An 18,694-nucleotide genomic window follows, 5' to 3' on the forward strand; every position below is an offset into this window, starting at 1 on the left:
TTCTCTTAGCGAGTATGCCCTTCGAACACAAATCGGGAGTCTGCCCCTGCAGGATCGCGAGACCCTGCCGTTCAACAATCGGTGAGCGTGCTGTTCTTGCCCCATGCGTGCTCCATGTTCAGGCATCATCAACGCAGGAGAAGGAAATGCCGATGGCTACGTCTTTGTCGTCACGCCTCCCCGCGGCCGGTTTGCTGAGCCTGCTTCTGGTTACGGGCGCCTACGCGCATCACGGCTGGTCCTGGGCGGAGGCCGATCAGGTCGAGCTTTCAGGGACGATCCGCGAGATCTCCATGGCGCCGCCGCATCCGACCCTTCAGGTCGAGACGACGGATGACGGCACCTGGCGGGTCGAACTCGGCAACCCGCGGCTCACCCAGCGTTCGGGCTTTGTGGAGGGGGTAGCCAAGGCCGGCGATCCGATCGTGGTGCTGGGCAACCGCTCGCTCGACCGGAACGAGAAGAGGATGAAGGCCGTGCGGATCACCGTCGCCGGCAAGGTCTACGACATCTATCCGGAGCGCATACGGACGAATTGATGGAGGAGGCGCTGACGTGGATCGGGGCGTTGCCCTTCGCTTTGGCGATACGGCGTTCCGCGGTGCTCTACATCTTCGTGAACGCCGCCCACATACTCTCGATCGGGATAATCGTCGGTTCGATCCTGCCGCTCGACCTACGGCTGCTCGGCCTCTTCCGCGACGTGCCGATCGGAGTGGTCGGCCCCTATCTTTCACGCTCGGCTGCGATCGGCATCGCGTTGGCCATCGTCACCGGTTTCTGTCTCTTCAGCGTTCGCCCGGTTGAGTATGCCGGCAACCCCGCCTTCCTGACGAAGATGACGCTGCTCGCGCTCGGCGTACTCAACGCCGCCATATTGCACCTGACCCCGCAATGGCGCGACGCAATCAAAGGCGGGCCGCTCTCCCCGAGGGTCCGCCTTTCAGCGCTGCTTTCCATGTCGATCTGGACCGGTGCGGTCCTAGCCGGGCGCTGGATAGGTTTCCTCTCGGAATAAGTTACCTGTCGCTCACCGCCCAGCGCGGATTGATCCACGGCTCCTGGTTCGAGCGGGCGAGCGGCTGCTTGCCGAGGATATGATCGGCGGCCTTTTCGCCGGTCATGATCGAGGGGGCGTTGAGGTTGCCATAGGTGATGTGCGGGAAGATCGAGGAGTCGGCGACACGAAGCCCGTCGACGCCGATAACCCGGGTTTCGGGGTCGACCACGGCCATCGGATCGTCCTTCGCCCCCATCTTGCAGGTGCCGCAGGGATGATAGGCGCTTTCGAGATGCTCGCGCAGGAACCCATCGATCTCCTCGTCCGTCTGCACCTTTTCGCCGGGCTGGATTTCGGGGCCGCGATAGAGGTCGAAGGCCTTCTGGCCGAAAATCTCGCGCGTCAGCCGAACGCAATGGCGGAACTTCTCCCAGTCCTCCGGATGGCTCATATAGTTGAAGCGGATCACCGGGTCGGCCTTGGGATCGGACGAGCGAAGGGTGACGTCACCGCGCGACTTGGACAGATTATAGCCGACATGCACCTGGAAGCCGTGCGACTTCGCCGCCGCCTTGCCGTCATAGCTGATCGCCACCGGCAGGAAGTGGTATTGGATGTCCGGCTGCTTCACGCCGGGTGCCGAGCGCAGGAAGGCGCAGGACTCGAACTGGTTGGAAATTCCGAGGCCTCTCTTGAAGAAGAGCCATTGCGCACCGGCGATGCCCTGCCAGAACCATGGCAGCCAGGAATAGAGTGACACCGGCTTCGTGCTCACCTGTTGGAAATAGAATTCCATGTGGTCCTGCAGGTTCCGGCCGACGCCGGGTCGGTCGACCTTCACGTCAATTCCCATCTCCTTGAGGTGCGCGGCCGGTCCGATGCCGGAAAGCATCAGCAGCTTCGGCGAATTGAACGAGGAGGCGGAGACGATCACTTCGCGATTGGCCTTCACCACCTCGATCCGTCCGCCCCGCTCGATCTCCACGCCCGTCGCCCGGCCGTTCTCGATCACGACCTTGCGGGCGAAGCAACGGATGAGCTCGACATTCGGACGTTTGAGGGCCGGCCTCAGATAGGCGGAAGCGGCCGACCAGCGGCGGCCCTGCCACGTCGTCTGCTCCATCAGCCCGAAGCCCTCCTGCTTCGAGCCGTTATAGTCCTCGGTGACTTCGAAGCCGGCCTCTTTTCCCGCTTCGATGAAGGCGTGAAAAAGGGGATTCTTGACCGGGCCGCGCTTGACGTGCAGCGGCCCGTCGGTGCCGCGCCAGCCCTCTTCGCCGCCATGCGAATGCTCCATCCGCTTGTAATAGGGCAGCACGTCCGCATAGGCCCAGCCTTTGGCGCCGAGTTCCTCCCAGCGGTTGAAGTCTTCCGAATGGCCCCGGACATAGACCATGCCGTTGATCGAGGAGGAGCCGCCGATCACCTTGCCGCGCGGCGCGGTGATGCGCCGGTTGTTGAGGTTCGGCTCGGGTTCGGAGAGATAGCCCCAATTATAGCGGTTCATGTTCATCGGCCAGGCAAGCGCCGCCGGCATCTGGATGAACGGGCCGACATCGGAGCCGCCGAACTCGAGCACGATGACCGAATTCCTGCCGTCTTCCGACAGGCGATAGGCGAGCGCCGAGCCCGCCGAGCCGGAACCGATGATGACGAAATCTGCCTGCATGAGCGTGGTCTTTCTTGCTTCTGGGATGGCCCCTCGATCCGGCTGCCGCCGCCTTCTCCCGCGCGCGAGGGAAAGAGGGATATGCCGCGCCGGTCCCCTCTCCCCGCGCGGGGAGAGGGTTAGTCCTCGGGTCAAACCCGAGGAGAGGGCATAACTGCAAAGCTCAGTACGGCGCCTCGACCGGCCCCATGCCGACATAGACGGTCTTGAGCTCGGTATAGTGGTTCAGCGCCGCGACCGAATTCTCGCGTCCGAAGCCCGACTGCTTGGACCCGCCGAAGGGGATCTCTACCGGGCAGAGATTATAGGTGTTGATCCAGAGCGTGCCGGCCTCGAGCCGGTCGGCGACCCGGTGGGCGCGGGTGAGGTCAGCGGTGAAGACACCGGCCGATAGGCCGAACTCCGTGGCGTTGGCACGTGCGATGACTTCCGCCTCGTCGTCGAAGTCGAGCACGCACATGACCGGTCCGAAGATTTCTTCCCGAGCGATCGTCATACCGTCGGTGACGTCGGCGAAGACGGTCGGCTGGATATAGGTGCCTTCGCCGCTCACATTGTTGGGAATGCCGCCGCCGGTGACGAGGCGCGCCCCTTCCGCTCTGCCCTTCTCGATATAGGAGAAGACCTTGTCGCGTTGCGCCGCCGAGACCATCGGCCCAAGCTGCGTCGTCTCGTCCAGGGGGTCGCCGATGACGATGGCTTCGGTACGTTCCTTGAGACGGGCGAGGAAGGGCTCCTTGATCTTCTTCTGCACGAAGACGCGGGTACCGTTGGAGCAGACCTGTCCGGTCGAGTAGAAATTGCCGAGCATGGCACCGCCGATCGCGCTTTCGAGATCGGAATCCTCGAACACGATCAGAGGCGACTTGCCGCCGAGCTCCATGGTGACGTGCTTGAGTTCGGCGGCGGCGGCGCCGGCCACCTTCTTTCCGGTCGGCACGGAGCCTGTGAGCGACACCTTTGCGACGTCCGGATGGTTGACGAGGAGCGGGCCCGTCGCGCGGTCGCCCTGAATGACGTTGAAGAGGCCCTTCGGCAGACCCGCTTCGATGAGGATCTCGGCGATCTTAAGTGCGCCGAGCGGGGTGTTTTCCGAAGGCTTGAACACCATCGCATTGCCGGCGACGAGCGCAGGCGCACCCTTCCAGCAGGCAATCTGCTGAGGGTAGTTCCAGGCGCCGATGCCGACGCAGACGCCGAGCGGCACCCGCTTGGTATAGGCAAAGTCGCCACCGAGCGGGATATAATCGCCGTTGAGTGCGGCGGGCGCGACGCCGCCGAAAAATTCGAAACTGTCGGCACCGGACGTCGGGTCGGCAACGATGGTTTCCTGGATCGGCTTGCCCGTGTCGAGCGTTTCGAGCTCGGAAAGCTCGCGGTTGCGCTGGCGCATGATTTCGGCGGCCCGCTTCAGGACACGCCCGCGCGCGGTCGGGCTCATCGCCGCCCATTCCGGCTGTGCGCGCTTGGCCGCTGCGATCGCCCTTTCGACGATCGAAGGCGTTGCCGCGTGGAGGCGGGCGATGACTTCACCGGTCGCCGGATAGATGCTCTCGATCACCGTGCCGCCGGTGTCCTCGACATATTCGCCGTCGATGAAGTGCGAGGCTTTCGGTTGGGCTCTCATCTCATTCTCCTCGCGGATAGCGTTTGGACTCCTCGAGATTGTCGAGGTTCATGTGATTGCGCATGTATCGCTCCGATGCCTTTTGCAGCGGCTGGTGATCCCAGGGGTAATAGGCGCCATTTCTCAGCGCCTCGTAGACGACCCAGCGGCGGGCCTGGCTTTCGCGCACGGCAGCATCGAAGGCCTGCATGTCCCAATGGGCGGCGCGCATGTCCTGGAATGCGGTCAGCGTTGCCTGGTCGACAGGTCCGCGCGGCTTCGCTGCGAGGTTCGTGAGTTCCAGCGGATCGGTCTCGAGGTCGAAGAGCTGGTCCGGATCGAGTGCGCAGTGGATATATTTCCACTTGCCCTCGCGAATGGCGACCAACGGCGCATAGGAGGCCTCGGCCGCATATTCCATCAGCACCGGTTCGGTGCGCTCGACGCCGTTGACCATCGGCACGAGGCTGACGCCATCGGTCCAGGGCTTCACTTCCTCGAGCGAAATGCCGGCGAGGTCCGCAAGCGTCGGCGTCACGTCGAGATTGGAGGTCGGCGTCAGATGCAGGCCGGGTGCGATACCGGGGCCGGCAATCATCAGCGGCACGCGCGCCGAGCCTTCGAAGAAGTTCATCTTGAACCAGAGGCCGCGTTCACCGAGCATGTCGCCGTGGTCGGAACAGAAGAGGATGAGGGTGTCATCGAGCATTCGCGTCCGCGTGAGGGTGTCGACCAGTTCGCCGACCTTCTCGTCGAGATAGGAGATGTTGGCGAAATAGGCGCGGCGAGAGCGGCGGACATTCTCCTCCGTCAGCTCGAAGTTCCGGTAATCGCAGGACAGCATGATGCGCTGCGAATGCGGGTCCTGCTCGTCGAGGGGGATAGCGTCGACCTCGGGCGTGAGGTGCTCGCAATCCTCGTAGAGGTCCCAGAATTTGCGCCGCGCGACATAGGGGTCGTGCGGATGGGTAAAGGAGACGGTGAGGCACCAGGGGCGCCGGCTCGCATCGTCGTTTTCCCGCGAAAGCTGGTAGAGTTTCTGGTTGGCGAGGAATGCCACCTCGTCGTCATATTCCATCTGGTTGGTGATCTCGGCGACCCCGGCGCCGGTGACGGAGCCGAGATTGTGATACCACCAGTCGATGCGCTCGCCCGGCTTGCGGTAATCCGGCGTCCAGCCGAAATCGGCCGGATAGATGTCGGTCGTCAGCCGCTCCTCGAAGCCGTGCAACTGGTCCGGTCCGACGAAGTGCATCTTGCCGGAAAGCGCGGTGTAATAGCCGGCCCGGCGCAGGTGATGTGCATAGGTCGGGATCGACGACTGGTACTCGGCGGCATTGTCATAAACCCGCGTGCGGCTCGGCAATTGCCCGGCCATGAAGGATGCTCGGGCTGGGGCACATAATGGCGACGAGGTGTAATTGTTGCGGAAACGGGCCGATCGGTTGGCCAGCGCCTTCAGGTTGGGCGCGTGCAGGAAGTCTGCAGGCCCGTCCGGAAAAAGCTTTCCGTTCAGCTGGTCCACCATGATGATCAGAATATTCGGCTTCCCGGTGGTCACTTGATCGTTTCCTCGTGGTTCGAATTCTTGCTTCGTCTTGCTTGGCCGGTCGGCGATTGTCAGCTGCGGCTGCCGCCACCTTCTGCCCGCCGGGAGGGAGGGGCTAATCCTCGGAGCAAACCCGGGGAGGGGAGCCTTTCCCGTCGCTCGCCCTCAGATGCGCATTCACGTAATCTTCCGTGAGCGCCACCGAGGCTTCGATGCTGATCGGCGCCGATTTCAAACTTTGCCGGATGTAGAGCCCGTCGATCATCGCAGCGGCGCCCTCGGCGATGCGTTCCGCGTCATCTGCCGGGCAGAGCGCTCTCAGACCCGCGAGCAGGTTTGAGCGCAGCCGCCGCGCATAGATCACCAGCAGCCGCCGCACTTCCTCCGACCGTTGCGCCTCCGAATAGAAGGCGAGCCAGGCTGCGACCGTCTCCGGCGCGAACTGATCGGCGCGAAAACTCACGCTGATCAGAGCACTCACCTTTGCGCGCGGCGTCGAGGCCGCCTTCATCGCAGACACGGCGTCGTCGCGCAGCTTGCCGAGAAGGCTGCGGATGGTGGCGATCAGCAACTGTTCCTTGCTGCCGAAATAGTGATGCGCGAGCGCGGGCGAAACGCCGGCCGTCCGCGCGATATCCGACATGGTGACCGCGAGCGTCCCTTGGTCGCCGATCACGCGCAGCGCCGCATCGACCAGCGCCTTGCGGCGCACCGGCTCCATTCCGACCTTGGGCATCTTCGAACTCCTCTGGCTCTAGCTTATTTTTGATTGATCCATCAATCAATAAAAAAATCCTGCGCTTTTCTCTTTCTTTTTGCTTGGAAATCCGGCTCAATCAGCGGGAGGCGTCCATGCGCATAGGCATGACTGGAGGTTGAAATGGTTCACGCGTTCGATCCCGCCGGCAGAGAAGCCCTTGCCGGAAAATGGGGGTGGTTCGTCGCACTCGGCGTGCTTCTGATCATGTGCGGCGGCATCGCCTTCGGAAACCTGCTGATGGCGACAGTCGCCTCCGTCTATTACGTCGGTCTCATCATGCTGATCGGCGGCCTGCTCAACCTCGCCCACGCCTTTCAGGTCAAAAACTGGGGGAGTGTCCTTTACTGGATCTTGAGCGGTGCCTTTTATGCCGCGGCAGGCGTGTTCGCTTTCATCAATCCTGTCCTCGCCTCCTCCGTGCTGACGTTCCTGCTGGCGGTGGCGCTGATCGCCGCCGGTTGCTCCCGCATCTGGGTAGGGTTCAGGCTTCGGCCTCTTGGAGGCTGGGGGTGGATGGTCATCGGCGGCCTCGTGACCCTGCTAGCCGGCCTCATCATCGCTGCCGGCTGGCCGGTCGACAGCCTCTGGATACTGGGTCTTTTCCTGGCGGTCGATCTCGTCATGCAGGGGCTGGCCTCGATCGCCTTCGGGGTTCTCGCTAGGGGCTGAGCAGGCTTTTCCGAAGCTTCATCAAACTTTCACATTCGCGAAAGATTTCGTTGACGCCTGGCTCCGATGCTGGCGCGCGTTTGTGTGTCCTATCCCTGGAGCCCGGCATGTCGGCCGCCCCCGCAAAAATCCTGTCGCTTCGCCGTTTCGGCGACGACCAGATCGTGACCCTTGCCAAACTCGTCATCGAAAATGCCCTCCAGCCGATCGTGGAAGCGGCGACCGGGGCGGTGTTCGGCTATGAATCCCTGATGCGCGGTTTCGAGCGCCTGGGCTTTGCCTCGCCGGTCGAATTGCTCGACAGGGCCGAGAGCGCGGGGCAGTTGCTCGCGCTCGAGCACCTGATCAACAGCCGCGCCGTCGCCGCGTTTGCCACGCTCCCGGATTTTTCGGCGCGCACGCTCTTTCTGAATTTCGATGCGAGGCTCGTCGGCGCCGAGGGCGACATCGTCGATCGCCTGGTCAACCACTTGAAGCGTGCGAATATCGCGCCGTCCTCTCTTTGCTTCGAACTGTCGGAACGTTTCGACAGCAGCAAGATGCCTGACTTTTCCGCGCTCGTGCGGCAGCTGCGGCTTGCGGGATTCAAGCTCGCGATCGACGATTTCGGTGCGGGGTTCAACGGGCTGAAACTGCTCTGCGACCAGCCGGTCGACTATGTGAAGATCGACCGGCACTTCATCTGCGATATAGACAAGGACTCCCGCAAGCGGCACCTCGTCCGGCATACGGTCAACATGGCCCATGTGCTCGGGTCGCGGGTCATCGCCGAGGGCGTGGAGACGGAGGCGGAGTTTCTCGTCTGCCGTGATCTCGGTTGCGATCTGATGCAGGGCTACTTCATCGCCCGACCGACGACGCACGTCACGGAGCTGCAGGCCGTCTACGCTCATCTCGAACCGGCGGCCGGCGCCCGGCGCCCGTCTGCGACCCTTGACGGCATCCTGATCCGCAAGGAGATCGAGCAGCTTCCGGCAGCGAGGGAGAGCGACGACCTCGATTCCGTGTTCGACCTTTTCCGGCTCAATCCACGCCAGGCTTTCTTTCCGGTCCTGAATGCCAATGGCGAACCGCGCGGCATCCTGCACGAGTATCACGTCAAGGAGATGATCTATCATCCCTTCGGCCGCGACCTCCTGAAGAACCGCCTCTATCAGCGCCGCATCTCGCATTTCGTCACGCCGGCGCCGATCGCCGATCTCGACACGCCCGCCGACGAGATGCTCAAGATCTTCGCCGGCATGAACGGGAGCGACTGCGTCATCCTGACGGAGAACATGCGCTATGCCGGCATTCTCTCCGCTTCGTCGCTCCTGAAGATCATCAACGAGAAGCAGTTGAAGACGGCCCAGGAGCAGAATCCGCTGACGGGCCTTCCCGGCAATCGCGCGATCCGCGATTATGTCCAGCACGCGATCCTCGATGGCGACCAGGCCCGCTACTTCTGCTACTGCGACTTCGACGATTTCAAACCCTTCAACGATACCTACGGCTTCCAGAAGGGGGATCTCGCGATCACGCTCTTTGCGGCGCTCCTGCGGCGCCACTTCATAGGCGAAGGGAAGTTCCTGGGTCACGTCGGAGGCGACGATTTCTTCGTCGGCATCGACGGTTCTACCGAGGAGGATATACGGGGCGTCCTTTCACGTCTGATCGACGACTTCCGCTCCGACGTCCGCCAGCTCTATTCGCCTGAGCATCTGTCGGCGGGACGGATCAGCGGATATGGCCGGGACGGCATCACGAAGGCTTTCCCCCTGATGCGCTGTTCGATCGCGGTGCTTTTGCTTCCGGAAGGCCTTGTCCTCTCGGACGGACAGACCGTGAGCAAGCGGATCGCGGAGATAAAGGCGCGCGCCAAGGCGAGCGAAGAAGGCCTCGTCATGGAGCCCCTCGACCGGACCTGAGCAGCGGATGCACGACGAACTTTCCCGAACGGCAAGAGGGCTATAGGTATAGGCGGAACCGTTTTGCGAGGATGCCGTCATGACCCTTCCGACAGAAATGACCTATGTCGATCTGCCTGGCCCCGGAGGGCCGGAGAATATGGTGCTGGCGCGGGGGGCGATGCCTGAGGTCCGGCCCGGCGACATTCTGATCCGCGTCGAAGCCTTCGGCATCAATCGGCCGGACGTCCTGCAGCGCAAGGGAGACTACCCGCTGCCCGCTGGGGCGAGCCCCATCCTCGGGCTCGAAGTTGCAGGCGAAGTGGTTGCTCTCGGCGAGGGAGCGGCCGGCTTCTCGACCGGCGACAAGGTCTGCGCTCTGGCCAATGGCGGCGCTTACGCGGAATATTGCGCCGTTCCCGCCACGCAGGCCCTTCGCTGGCCCAAGGGCTACGATGCCGCGAAGGCGGCAGCCTTGCCGGAGACTTTCTTCACGGTCTGGGCCAACGTCTTCGACATGGCCCGCCTGAAGGCCGGCGAAGCGTTCCTTGTCCATGGAGGATCCAGCGGTATCGGCACGACCGCCATCCAGCTTGCCAAGGCATTCGGTGCAGAGGTCTTCGCGACCGCCGGCAACCTTGCGAAGTGCGAGGCCTGCGAGGCACTCGGGGCGAAACGTGCGATCAATTATCGCGAGGAGGATTTCAGGGCCGTCGTGCTGGAAGAAACCGGCGGTCGCGGAGTCGACGTCATTCTCGACATGGTGGGCGGGCGCTACTTCGAGCGCAACATCGGCAGCCTGGCCAAGGACGGCCGCCTGTCGATCATCGCCTTCCTCGGCAGCGCCCGGGTGGAGGACGCCAACATTGCGCCAATTCTCATGAAGCGCCTGCAGATAATGGGTTCGTTGCTCCGGCCGCGCACCGCCGCCGAGAAGCAGGCAATCCGCGACGGGCTGGCGGAAAAGGTCTGGCCGCTGCTGGAAGGGGGCGAAGTTGCGCCGGTCATCCAGGCGATCCTGCCCTTCGCCGAGATTGCCGGCGCTCATCGGCTGATGGAGCAGGGCGATCATATCGGCAAGATCGTGATGCGGATCGGGTAGCAAAAGACAATAAGACGATGGTCGCCCTTGTATTGGCCCAAAGATCGCTTACGTTGGGATTAACGTCAACGAACAGAAAGGAAGGTGATCCAATGTCTAATGAGATTTCGGACCTCGTAATGGACATAGGAGAGGTGAAGGAGTCGAGGCAGCCCTCGGCCTGATAGCCGCCTTCCTTGGGGTCTCAGCACCCGGCCATTGTGAGGCCAAAGCTCATGGAAGGGCCGCCGCAGGGCGGCCCTTTTCCTATGGAACGGGATGGGAAAAGTGCGTGCGGTTTTCCGCCCGCGTGCCATCCCCTCAGATTCCGAAGCGGCCGAGTGCCGGAATCTTGATGCCGGGCCGCGCGACGTCGAAGCCCGCCACCAGTCCCATGAAGTGCAGTTCCAGTCCGCTGCGCCAGCCGGCCGAGATGCCGGCGAGGCCGTAAAGCGTCGCATGCAGGTCGCGACCGTCGGCATCGACATGGAACAGTTTCCCCTCCGGCAGATAGTCGCGCCCGACCGCATCCGGCGGCAGCACGACGTCGAGTTCCGGCACCGATCGCAAGACATGGGCGACGAAAGTGTTGGAGTTGGGCCCGGGCCAGATTCGATAAGCGCCCGGCGAAGAATAGGGATAATCCTCGATCGCCGTTTCGATCTTGGGGATCAGGCGCTTGGCTTCCTCGCCCCTGACTACCGCGACGATGCGCGGCTCGTTGGAATACCAGCGTCCGTCGGCCGGATAGGCGTTCTTACGGATCGGCTTGCCCCAGCCGACCTTCTCATAACGGTTGTATGTAGGCGCCCCTTCGTCTTTGGTGACGATCCAGGCGTGGCTTGCTACCGCCCCCTTCATGCCTCCGGTGGTCGCCGAGAAGACGTATATCGCCGCCTGCGGGCTCGCAGCCGCATCCGCCAGAATACCTGACGACGACCAATCCGCATCGTGCCAGCTCTGTGGCCGCTCCTTGAAGTACCACAGGCCCGCCGAGGCGAGCGCCGGAAGCAGGTAGACGAGAGCGAAAACGAGAAAGAGCTTGCGGAGGAATTTCATCTACGGTGACTTTTCTGCCGTGGGATTCCTGATAGATGCATATCCGAAACTTGGAAAATTGAGGGCAGCCGATGTCGAATCCGGTTCTGGTCGAAGTAACGCGCGGAAATCTGGTCGAAAGTCGCCATCGAGGCATGATCGTCGCCGTCGATGGCGACGGAAAGACGCTGTTCTCCCTTGGCCAAACGGATGCTCATATCTTTCCGCGCTCCGCCTGCAAGGCAATGCAGGCCCTGCCGCTGATCGAAAGCGGTGCCGCCGACGCCTACGATTTCGGCAATCGGGAGTTGGCGCTGGCCTGCTCGTCGCATTCGGGGGAGCCGGAACATGTGGCGCTCGCCGCCAAAATGCTGACGGCTGCGGGGCGGGACGTCCAGGCGCTTGAGTGCGGCGCCCATTGGTCCTCCGACCAGAAGACGCTGATCGCGCAGGCCCGCTCACTCGAAGCGCCGAGCGCGCTTCACAACAACTGCTCGGGCAAGCATGCGGGCTTCGTCTGCGCCTGCTGCCATTCCGGGACCGAGGTCAAAGGCTATATCGGCTATGACCACCCGATCCAGCAGGAAATCCGCGGGGTCATGGCGGAGCTGACCGGAGCGATTCTTGATCGCGACAATTGCGGCGTCGACGGCTGCTCGATCCCCACCTACGCGCTCTCGATGAAAGGACTTGCTCACGGCTTTGCCAGGATGGCGAGCGGAGTCGGTCTCGGGACGGAGCGGGCGCGGGCCTCGAAGCGTCTGATCGACGCCTGCATGGCCGAACCCTTCTACGTCGCCGGCACCAAGCGCGCTTGCACGCGGCTGATGAAGACGGCACCCGGCCGCATTTTTGCGAAGACCGGCGCCGAGGGCGTATTCTGTGCGGCGATACCGGAAAAGGGTATCGGCATCGCGCTGAAATGCGAGGATGGCACGACCCGGGCCGCCGAGGCGATGGTCGCCGCGACGCTTGCGCGCTTCTTTTCGGACGATGACGAAATCCATGAGGCGTTGATGGCTCAGGCCAATCACGCGATGCGCAACTGGAACGGAATGCACGTCGGCGACGTGCGGGTGACGGAAGCCTTTGCCGCCTGACGCGATCTCGCTCAGGACTTGTCAATCGCGGCGATTCGATCTTCTGTGCTTCGGCGCCGCCGTCAGCCGCGCAATTTGGGAGGAAGAACGATGCTGAAACTGTTTTATACGCCGGGAACCTGCTCGCTTGCCTCGCACATCGCGCTGGAGGAAGCCGGTGCCGACTATGAAGTGCATCGGGTCGATTTTTCCAAAGCCGAGCAGACCAAGCCGGACTACCTCACCATCAACCCAAAGGGGCGGGTGCCCGCCCTCGTGACCGACCGCGGTATCCTGACGGAGACGCCGGCCATTCTCGCCTATATCGCCCAAAGCTTCCCGAAGGCGCGGCTTGCGCCGCTTGACGATCCTTTCGAGTTCGCGCGGCTGCAGTCGTTTCTGAGCTATCTCTGCTCGACGGTTCACGTCGCTCATGCCCATGCGCGCCGGGCCGCGCGGTGGGCAGACGACCCGGCGGCGCAGGAGGCGATGAAGGCCAAGGTGCAGCAGAACATGGCCGACTGCTTCGCGCTCATCGAGCGCACGATGTTCGTCGGCCCCTTTGTCAGGGGCGACGCCTATTCGGTCGCCGATCCCTATCTCTTCACCATCGCCGGCTGGCTCGAGTCGGACGGTGTCGATCCGGCCCGGTTTCCGCGAATCCTCGACCATCGCAACCGGATGGCCGAGCGCCCGGCCGTCGCCAAGGTTCTGGCTGAAGTGCAGTCGTAACGGCAATCGGCCGGGATCGGCGGAGCCGAAGCGTTAAAACGGGCGTTGGTCGTCCTCAGTTGCAGAGGTTCTCTGCCCCAGTGCGAGGCCAAGGCCATCCGGGGAACGGCAGATCCGCGAGTTCGCGTTCACCCATACGGAAGAGATCCGGATGCTGGAGAGGGTCGCGCATCCAGTCGGAGGCGAGTCCTCGAACACTGTCGGACGAGGCCTCGGGGCGCTTCAGTATTGAGAAAAACTTCAGCATACAGTCACCGTTCAGCTCGGATTGGGGTAGCGCAGCCGGTCACGCCGGCCGCTCAACCCCTCAATCTGTAGGAGGAGAATCCACCTCTTTGTCGAAGTTTGCAATTGAGATTGCGAGGGGAGCGGTTTAGAAAAACTATATGAAAGACCTGAATAAGGTTCACCTGAACGGATTGCGCGCGGCCGAGGCGGTCGGCCGCCTGGGCTCGCTCGCCGCTGCGGCGGAGGAGCTCGGCGTCACCGCCGGCGCCGTCAGCCAGCAGATTGCCAAGACCGAGGCGCAACTCGGTCGTACGCTTTTCGAGCGCTCGCCGCGGGGGCTTGTGGTTTCAGATAGCGGGCGCGCGCTGCTGACGCGATTGTCGAGCGCGTTCAGGGAGCTCGCCGAGGCAGTCGCCCAGGCACGACGTCGTGACGATTCGGTATTGACGGTGTCGGTCGCGCCGGTCTTTGCGGCGCGCTGGCTCGTCTACCGGCTGGACCGCTTCGCCGAGCGTAATCCGGACATCCGGCTGAGGATCGACGCGACCACGACGCTCGCCAATCTGGAGACCTCCGATGTCGATCTCGGCATCCGCGTCGGGGCTGGACGCTGGCCCGGCGTGCGATCGGAACTGCTGCTCGAGCAGGAGGTCTTCCCGGTCTGCTCGCCGGCACTGGCCGCCGGACTTCGTGAGCCCGCGGACATACTGAAGCTGCCCGCGGTGATCGATGCGCACGCAATGTTTTCCTGGGAACTATGGCTCAAGACCGCCGGCCTCACCGGTGCGGCCATGACGGTGCGCCACACCTTCAACGACGCTTCCCTGGCGCTCGATGCGGCGATTGCCGGGCAGGGGGTGATGCTTGCCTGGCAGACGCTTGCCGGATACGCGCTGCTGAGGGGGTCTCTCGTGGCGCCGTTCGGCATTCGCGCCAAGACCGGCTTCGGGCACTACTTCGTCACCTCCGTCTCACGCCGCGGAAGCAAGGGCGCTGCCGCCTTCAAACGCTGGGTGCGCGAGGAAGTCGAGGACGGAATGCGGCAGCTCGCGGCGATGACGGGATGAGAAGACCCTTCGCTCACCCAGCCAGGTGCCTTATTCCGGTTCCTTCAGCCGTTCCTCCATCATCGCCTTGAAGGCGGGGCGGGATTGGCAGCGCGCCAGCCAGGCCTTGACCTGGCGGTGCCTTTCGAAAAGGTCCGGCTGGCTCATCGTGTAGCGGAAAACCTCCGCGAGATTGAGGTCCGCGACGGTAAAGCGGTCACCCACCACGTAGTCGCGATCGGCGAGGTGCGTTTCGAGTACGGAAAAGGCCTTTTCAAGGGAGCGGGCGCAGGCCGCGATCTCCGTCCGCCCTTCCGGCGTGTCCTCGATCCCCTTGTCATGGGCGAGAACGATCTTCACCGCATGCGGCTCGACCTCGGTCGCCGCCCACATCGTCCAGTTACCGATCTGCCCTTCCTCCCGGATATCGGCCGGTGCCAGCGGTCCGCCGTGTTTGCGGGCGAGATAAAGATTGTTGGCGAGCGACTCGGTCAGCACCAACCCGTCATCCTCGATCGCGGGTATGAGGCCCATCGGGTTTATGGCGAGGAAGCCCGGCGACTTCGTATTGAGGGGGGCATCCGCGGCCAGCGGATCGGCGACCCGGCGCGCCTGGAGAACCGGCACGGATCGGAAGGGCAGGCCGAGTTCCCCCGCCATCCAATAGTTGCGCGACGCGCGCGAACGGTAAACTCCATAGATCGTCAGCATTTCCCGCCGTCCTCCGATTGTCGTTCAGCTCCTTGCAGCGCGCGTCGGACAGACGCGCAAAGGACGCTGTAACTCCTGCATGGTCATGCTGTAGGCCATCGCCGTCCTCGGCAGAAGCCGTCGGCAATGATAGGTCGCATGAATTCTTTTGATGCGAAGTGGCTCTGCACAACCTTTAGACGATTTTTCGCTGTGGAGTTTAGGGAAGCATAACCTCTTTTCGCTAAATCTGCGCGAGCGCCGCTCCTTCGGAGGTTTCGCTTGGCAAGAAAAACGTCCCGCAGCATCCGATATGCCGACCTGAACGCGGACGACAATGCGCAGACGCGCCGGCTGATCGATGCCGGCAGCCGCCTTGCCGACGAGGTCGCGCGTCTCTTTCCGCCCGAACCCGACATGGCCGACCGCCACTACTGGCTCGAAGCGATGATCAACCACGTTCCCGATTATATCTATGCGAAGGATACGGCGGGGCGCTTCCTGATCGCCAACGAGGCGACGGTCGCCGACAACGGCCTTGAAAGCCTGCGGGACCTCGTCGGCAAGACCGATTTCGATCTGCACCCGCACGAATTCGCCCAGGCCGTCGCCGATACCGAGCGGCGCGTGTTGGAAACCGGCGAGCCGATCTTCGGCATCGAGGAACGCGCCATCGTGACCAAGGGCCGCGATCGCTGGCTGATGACCTCGAAAGTGCCCTTGCGCAGCAAGAGCGGCGGGATCATCGGTATCGTCGGCATCTCGCGCGATATCAGCGATCGCAAGGCCGCGGAGCGCCTGCTCGAGGGTCAGGCCCGGCTGCTGGAAATGATCGCCAAGGGCAGGCCCCTTGGTGAGTTCTTCCACGAGCTGGTGCTGATGATCGAAGCGCTGCTGCCCGGCATCAAGGCCTCCATCCTGCTCCTTTCGGAGGATGGCGAGCATCTCCTGCACGGCGCTGCCCCCAGCCTCGACGCGGATTATTGCGCCGCCATCCATGGCGCCGAGATCGGCCCTGCGGCCGGCTCCTGCGGAACGGCTGCCTGGTGCGGCGAACAGGTGATCGTTTCCGACGTCTTCGCAGACCCGCTCTGGGAGGAATACGCGCCTCTCCTGAGGCCCTCCGGCCTCCGTTCCTGCTGGTCCACGCCCATCCTGTCGCGCGAGCGCAATGTGCTCGGAACATTCGCGCTCTATGCGCAGGAGGTCGGAACGCCGAGCGAGCAGCAGCAGGAACTGATTGCCATGGCCGCTCATCTCGCCGGAATAGCGATCGAGCGCAAGCGGGCGGAGGATCGCATCGGTTTCATGGCTCATCACGACGCCTTGACGGGGCTGCCGAACCGCGTGCTTTTCGAGGAGCAGGTCGCCGGCATGCTCGAGGAGATCCGCGAGCGGGATCAATGGGCCGTGCTCGCCTTTCTCGACCTCGACGATTTCAAACTGATCAATGACAGCCTTGGGCACGCCACAGGTGATGAGCTCCTGAAGGTCGTAGCCGGGCGCATGCGGGGTGCCGTGCGCAGGTCCGATTCCGTCGTGCGTGTCGGCGGCGACGAGTTCATCATCCTCCTGAACGGCCTGCCGAAGGAACGGGACGTCGTGCTGTCGCGGCTGGAGGATATCCGCGCTGCAATCGCCATGCCGGTGCAGTTGCAGGGCCGCTCCCTGCAGGTGAACTGCAGCATGGGCGTGGCCTGCTTCCCCAACCAGGGCACGACGGCGGGCGAACTTCTCGCCAATGCCGACATGGCCATGTATCGCGCCAAGGAGCTCGGCCGCAACAACATCCAGGTCTTCACCGAGGCGATGGCCGCGAGAGCCCATGAAAAACTCCAGTCGCAAGAAGAGCTTCGCGAGGCGCTTGCGCGGGAGGAGTTCCTGCTGCATTTCCAACCGCAGATGAGCCTCGAGACCGGCCGCATCTTCGCTGCGGAGGCGCTGTTGCGCTGGCAGCACCCGATGCGCGGCATCATCTCGCCTGCGGCATTCATTCCGCTCGCCGAGGAAACCGGTCTGATCGTGCCGATTGGAGACTGGGTCCTGCGCGCCGCCTGCCGCCAGTTGAAGGCCTGGCAGGACGCCGGTCTGCCGCCGCTGATCGTCAGCGTCAACGTTTCCGCGCGGCAGTTCCGCGAGCGCAACTGGGCGGCGCGTGTGGCGGCGGTTTTGGAGGAGACCGGCCTCGAGGCCCGTTACCTCGAACTCGAGCTCACCGAAAGTCTGATCATGCAGGACGTGCCGGGGGCGATCGCCACGATGCATGCGCTGGAGGCGATCGGCGTGCACCTTGCGATCGACGATTTCGGGACAGGCTATTCGAGCCTCAGTGCGCTCAAGCGCTTCCCGGTGCGCCGGCTGAAGATCGACCGGTCCTTCGTGACGGACATTCCGCACGATGCCGACGACATGGCGATTACGTCCGCGATCATCTCGCTTGCCCAGAACCTCGGCCTGCGCGTCATTGCCGAGGGTGTCGAGACAAAGGCCCAGGTCGAGTTTCTCAAAGAAAGCGGCTGCGACGAGATCCAGGGCTACTTCTTCAGCCAGCCCTTGTCGGGCGAGGATTTCGAAGCGATGCTTTCCTCCCAGCGGCCGTGATGTTCGCGAGCGTCCGTAAATGCAATCTGGTGCCACAGGGAGCGGTTTCCGCTTGCGTCCCGTTCCGACTTGCCGATAACCATTCGAGACGGCTTCGCAACGATTCACTTTCGAAGCACCTTGATCCGGCCCTCGGAATGGAGCACCTGGACTCTTTCCGTGCAGCACAACCCCGTTAGAGTTAGATGTCATCACTGCCAGCTTTGTCCCGACGTCAGTTTCTCCGCACATCCGGCTTGGCAATCGCCTCCGCCGGACTTGCGGGCTGCACCTCATCGATGAACACGAACCGCTTCCGCGAGCAAACGATGCCGGTCTACCGCAATCCTGCGCTCGAAAGCCGCTGGAACGGGCCGCCGGGCGGGATCTTCGAGGGACCGGTCGGCGAGGGGCCGATCGGCCTGCCGCCACAGGATGCCTATTACGCGGAGATCTATGCGGCGCGGGAGGATGGCGGCTTTCTCATCCCGGAGGTGCCCTTCAGACAGATCGATCCGCGCTTCTATCGCCAGGAGGTCGGCGATCCCTTCGGTGAGGCCCCGGGCACGATCGTCGTCGATACGGCCGACCGCTATCTGTACCTCGTCCAGCCGGGCGGGCGGGCGATGCGCTATGGCGTCGGGTTAGGCCGCGAAGGCTTCGCCTGGTCGGGCCGCGGTCTGATCCAGTGGAAGCAGAAATGGCCGAAGTGGACGCCGCCGAACGAAATGATCGCCCGTCAGCCGGTACTGGCGAAATATTCCGCCGATAATGGCGGCATGCCGCCGGGACTCGACAATCCGCTCGGCTCGCGCGCGCTCTACATCTTCCAGAACGGCCAGGATACGCTCTATCGCGTCCACGGGACGCCCGAATGGCAATCGATCGGCAAGGCGGTCTCTTCCGGTTGCGTCCGCATGGTCAATCAGGACGTGATCGATCTTTACGATCGCGTGCGCAACAAGGCGCCGATCCTCGTCATTTGACGGCCTGTGCGGGGGCGTAACGAAGGAGCCGTTCATCTCTGCGGCGAAAATCGCTTCTTTCTGCGTTTTGATGACCAGCGAAAGCGTTAACTGCG

16 protein-coding genes are annotated in these 18,694 nt (G+C 63.1%); 10 read left to right on the forward strand and 6 right to left on the reverse strand.

The features are described from left to right. Nucleotides 1-152: 152 nt before the first annotated feature. Both AC6CIG_RS09760 and AC6CIG_RS09765 read left to right on the forward strand, forming a co-directional pair. Nucleotides 153-539 (forward strand): DUF6152 family protein, encoded by a 387-nt coding sequence (locus tag AC6CIG_RS09760; protein ID WP_026168560.1) that lies wholly within the window; start codon nucleotides 153-155, stop codon nucleotides 537-539. Continuing rightward, complete coding sequence (locus tag AC6CIG_RS09765; protein ID WP_127711626.1) at nucleotides 539-1,018, forward strand: DUF6644 family protein; 480 nt, start codon at nucleotides 539-541, stop codon at nucleotides 1,016-1,018. The genes AC6CIG_RS09760 and AC6CIG_RS09765 overlap by 1 nt, the downstream gene beginning before the upstream one ends. 1 nt (nucleotide 1,019) lies before the next feature. On the opposite strand, the gene betA is transcribed toward AC6CIG_RS09765, so the two are convergent. The 4 genes from betA to betI all read right to left on the reverse strand — a co-directional run bounded on the left by betA (nucleotide 1,020) and on the right by betI (nucleotide 6,560). Beyond that, on the reverse strand, nucleotides 1,020-2,669 hold the full coding sequence (gene betA, locus AC6CIG_RS09770; protein WP_127711624.1) for a choline dehydrogenase: 1,650 nt from the start codon (nucleotides 2,667-2,669) through the stop codon (nucleotides 1,020-1,022). 163 nt (nucleotides 2,670-2,832) lie between these two features. Then, nucleotides 2,833-4,296: a betaine-aldehyde dehydrogenase gene (gene betB / locus AC6CIG_RS09775; protein WP_437408362.1), complete on the reverse strand. Its 1,464-nt coding sequence runs from the start codon at nucleotides 4,294-4,296 to the stop codon at nucleotides 2,833-2,835. Between the two features lies 1 nt (nucleotide 4,297). Next, on the reverse strand, nucleotides 4,298-5,836 hold the full coding sequence (gene betC, locus AC6CIG_RS09780) for a choline-sulfatase (RefSeq protein ID WP_437408363.1): 1,539 nt from the start codon (nucleotides 5,834-5,836) through the stop codon (nucleotides 4,298-4,300). 103 nt (nucleotides 5,837-5,939) lie between these two features. Continuing rightward, on the reverse strand, nucleotides 5,940-6,560 hold the full coding sequence (gene betI, locus AC6CIG_RS09785) for a transcriptional regulator BetI (protein ID WP_018094490.1): 621 nt from the start codon (nucleotides 6,558-6,560) through the stop codon (nucleotides 5,940-5,942). A gap of 144 nt (nucleotides 6,561-6,704) precedes the next feature. Here betI and AC6CIG_RS09790 point away from each other — a divergent pair, with 144 nt between their 5' ends. The 3 genes from AC6CIG_RS09790 to AC6CIG_RS09800 all read left to right on the forward strand — a co-directional run bounded on the left by AC6CIG_RS09790 (nucleotide 6,705) and on the right by AC6CIG_RS09800 (nucleotide 10,241). Continuing rightward, on the forward strand, nucleotides 6,705-7,253 hold the full coding sequence (locus tag AC6CIG_RS09790; RefSeq protein WP_437408364.1) for an HdeD family acid-resistance protein: 549 nt from the start codon (nucleotides 6,705-6,707) through the stop codon (nucleotides 7,251-7,253). A gap of 107 nt (nucleotides 7,254-7,360) precedes the next feature. Further along, on the forward strand, nucleotides 7,361-9,160 hold the full coding sequence (locus AC6CIG_RS09795; protein WP_437408365.1) for an EAL domain-containing protein: 1,800 nt from the start codon (nucleotides 7,361-7,363) through the stop codon (nucleotides 9,158-9,160). 79 nt (nucleotides 9,161-9,239) lie between these two features. Continuing rightward, a complete protein-coding gene (locus AC6CIG_RS09800) occupies nucleotides 9,240-10,241 on the forward strand; it encodes an NAD(P)H-quinone oxidoreductase (protein ID WP_437408366.1) in 1,002 nt (333 codons plus the stop codon). A 300-nt stretch (nucleotides 10,242-10,541) separates the two neighbouring features. Here AC6CIG_RS09800 and AC6CIG_RS09805 read toward each other — a convergent pair whose 3' ends face one another. Beyond that, nucleotides 10,542-11,279, reverse strand: a complete 738-nt coding sequence (locus AC6CIG_RS09805) for a DUF3750 domain-containing protein (RefSeq protein ID WP_437411635.1) — start codon at nucleotides 11,277-11,279, stop codon at nucleotides 10,542-10,544. A 71-nt stretch (nucleotides 11,280-11,350) separates the two neighbouring features. Here AC6CIG_RS09805 and AC6CIG_RS09810 point away from each other — a divergent pair, with 71 nt between their 5' ends. The 3 genes from AC6CIG_RS09810 (at nucleotide 11,351) to AC6CIG_RS09820 (ending at nucleotide 14,364) form a co-directional block, all read left to right on the forward strand. Further along, nucleotides 11,351-12,358, forward strand: a complete 1,008-nt coding sequence (locus tag AC6CIG_RS09810; RefSeq protein WP_018094496.1) for an asparaginase — start codon at nucleotides 11,351-11,353, stop codon at nucleotides 12,356-12,358. 90 nt (nucleotides 12,359-12,448) lie between these two features. After that, nucleotides 12,449-13,069, forward strand: coding sequence for a glutathione S-transferase family protein (locus tag AC6CIG_RS09815; protein ID WP_102761397.1), 621 nt, complete (start codon nucleotides 12,449-12,451; stop codon nucleotides 13,067-13,069). Nucleotides 13,070-13,455: 386 nt separating this feature from the next. Next, nucleotides 13,456-14,364 (forward strand): LysR substrate-binding domain-containing protein, encoded by a 909-nt coding sequence (locus AC6CIG_RS09820; RefSeq protein ID WP_437408368.1) that lies wholly within the window; start codon nucleotides 13,456-13,458, stop codon nucleotides 14,362-14,364. 30 nt (nucleotides 14,365-14,394) lie between these two features. Here the strand turns inward: AC6CIG_RS09820 and AC6CIG_RS09825 are convergent, their stop codons facing one another. Beyond that, nucleotides 14,395-15,054 (reverse strand): glutathione S-transferase family protein, encoded by a 660-nt coding sequence (locus AC6CIG_RS09825; RefSeq protein ID WP_437408369.1) that lies wholly within the window; start codon nucleotides 15,052-15,054, stop codon nucleotides 14,395-14,397. Between the two features lie 261 nt (nucleotides 15,055-15,315). Here AC6CIG_RS09825 and AC6CIG_RS09830 point away from each other — a divergent pair, with 261 nt between their 5' ends. Together AC6CIG_RS09830 and AC6CIG_RS09835 are read left to right on the forward strand one after the other, a co-directional pair. Beyond that, nucleotides 15,316-17,634 carry a putative bifunctional diguanylate cyclase/phosphodiesterase gene (locus AC6CIG_RS09830; RefSeq protein ID WP_437411636.1) on the forward strand — a complete coding sequence of 773 codons (2,319 nt, stop codon included), beginning with the start codon at nucleotides 15,316-15,318 and terminating at the stop codon, nucleotides 17,632-17,634. A gap of 185 nt (nucleotides 17,635-17,819) precedes the next feature. Then, nucleotides 17,820-18,599: a L,D-transpeptidase family protein gene (locus tag AC6CIG_RS09835; protein ID WP_026168561.1), complete on the forward strand. Its 780-nt coding sequence runs from the start codon at nucleotides 17,820-17,822 to the stop codon at nucleotides 18,597-18,599. The last annotated feature ends 95 nt before the right edge of the window (nucleotides 18,600-18,694 follow it).

The sequence above is a fragment of the Sinorhizobium sp. GQ132 genome (assembly GCF_059758575.1).

Bases quoted from the DNA above. Each gene is read 5' to 3' on its own strand.
- betB (WP_437408362.1), bottom strand. From the start codon at position 4,296: ATGAGAGCCCAACCGAAAGCCTCGCACTTCATCGACGGCGAATATGTC.
- AC6CIG_RS09810 (WP_018094496.1), top strand. From the start codon at position 11,351: ATGTCGAATCCGGTTCTGGTCGAAGTAACGCGCGGAAATCTGGTCGAA.
- AC6CIG_RS09790 (WP_437408364.1), top strand. From the start codon at position 6,705: ATGGTTCACGCGTTCGATCCCGCCGGCAGAGAAGCCCTTGCCGGAAAA.
- AC6CIG_RS09800 (WP_437408366.1), top strand. From the start codon at position 9,240: ATGACCCTTCCGACAGAAATGACCTATGTCGATCTGCCTGGCCCCGGA.
- AC6CIG_RS09760 (WP_026168560.1), top strand. From the start codon at position 153: ATGGCTACGTCTTTGTCGTCACGCCTCCCCGCGGCCGGTTTGCTGAGC.
- AC6CIG_RS09835 (WP_026168561.1), top strand. From the start codon at position 17,820: ATGTCATCACTGCCAGCTTTGTCCCGACGTCAGTTTCTCCGCACATCC.
- AC6CIG_RS09765 (WP_127711626.1), top strand. From the start codon at position 539: ATGGAGGAGGCGCTGACGTGGATCGGGGCGTTGCCCTTCGCTTTGGCG.
- betA (WP_127711624.1), bottom strand. From the start codon at position 2,669: ATGCAGGCAGATTTCGTCATCATCGGTTCCGGCTCGGCGGGCTCGGCG.
- AC6CIG_RS09825 (WP_437408369.1), bottom strand. From the start codon at position 15,054: ATGCTGACGATCTATGGAGTTTACCGTTCGCGCGCGTCGCGCAACTAT.
- AC6CIG_RS09815 (WP_102761397.1), top strand. From the start codon at position 12,449: ATGCTGAAACTGTTTTATACGCCGGGAACCTGCTCGCTTGCCTCGCAC.
- AC6CIG_RS09805 (WP_437411635.1), bottom strand. From the start codon at position 11,279: ATGAAATTCCTCCGCAAGCTCTTTCTCGTTTTCGCTCTCGTCTACCTG.
- AC6CIG_RS09820 (WP_437408368.1), top strand. From the start codon at position 13,456: ATGAAAGACCTGAATAAGGTTCACCTGAACGGATTGCGCGCGGCCGAG.
- AC6CIG_RS09795 (WP_437408365.1), top strand. From the start codon at position 7,361: ATGTCGGCCGCCCCCGCAAAAATCCTGTCGCTTCGCCGTTTCGGCGAC.
- betI (WP_018094490.1), bottom strand. From the start codon at position 6,560: ATGCCCAAGGTCGGAATGGAGCCGGTGCGCCGCAAGGCGCTGGTCGAT.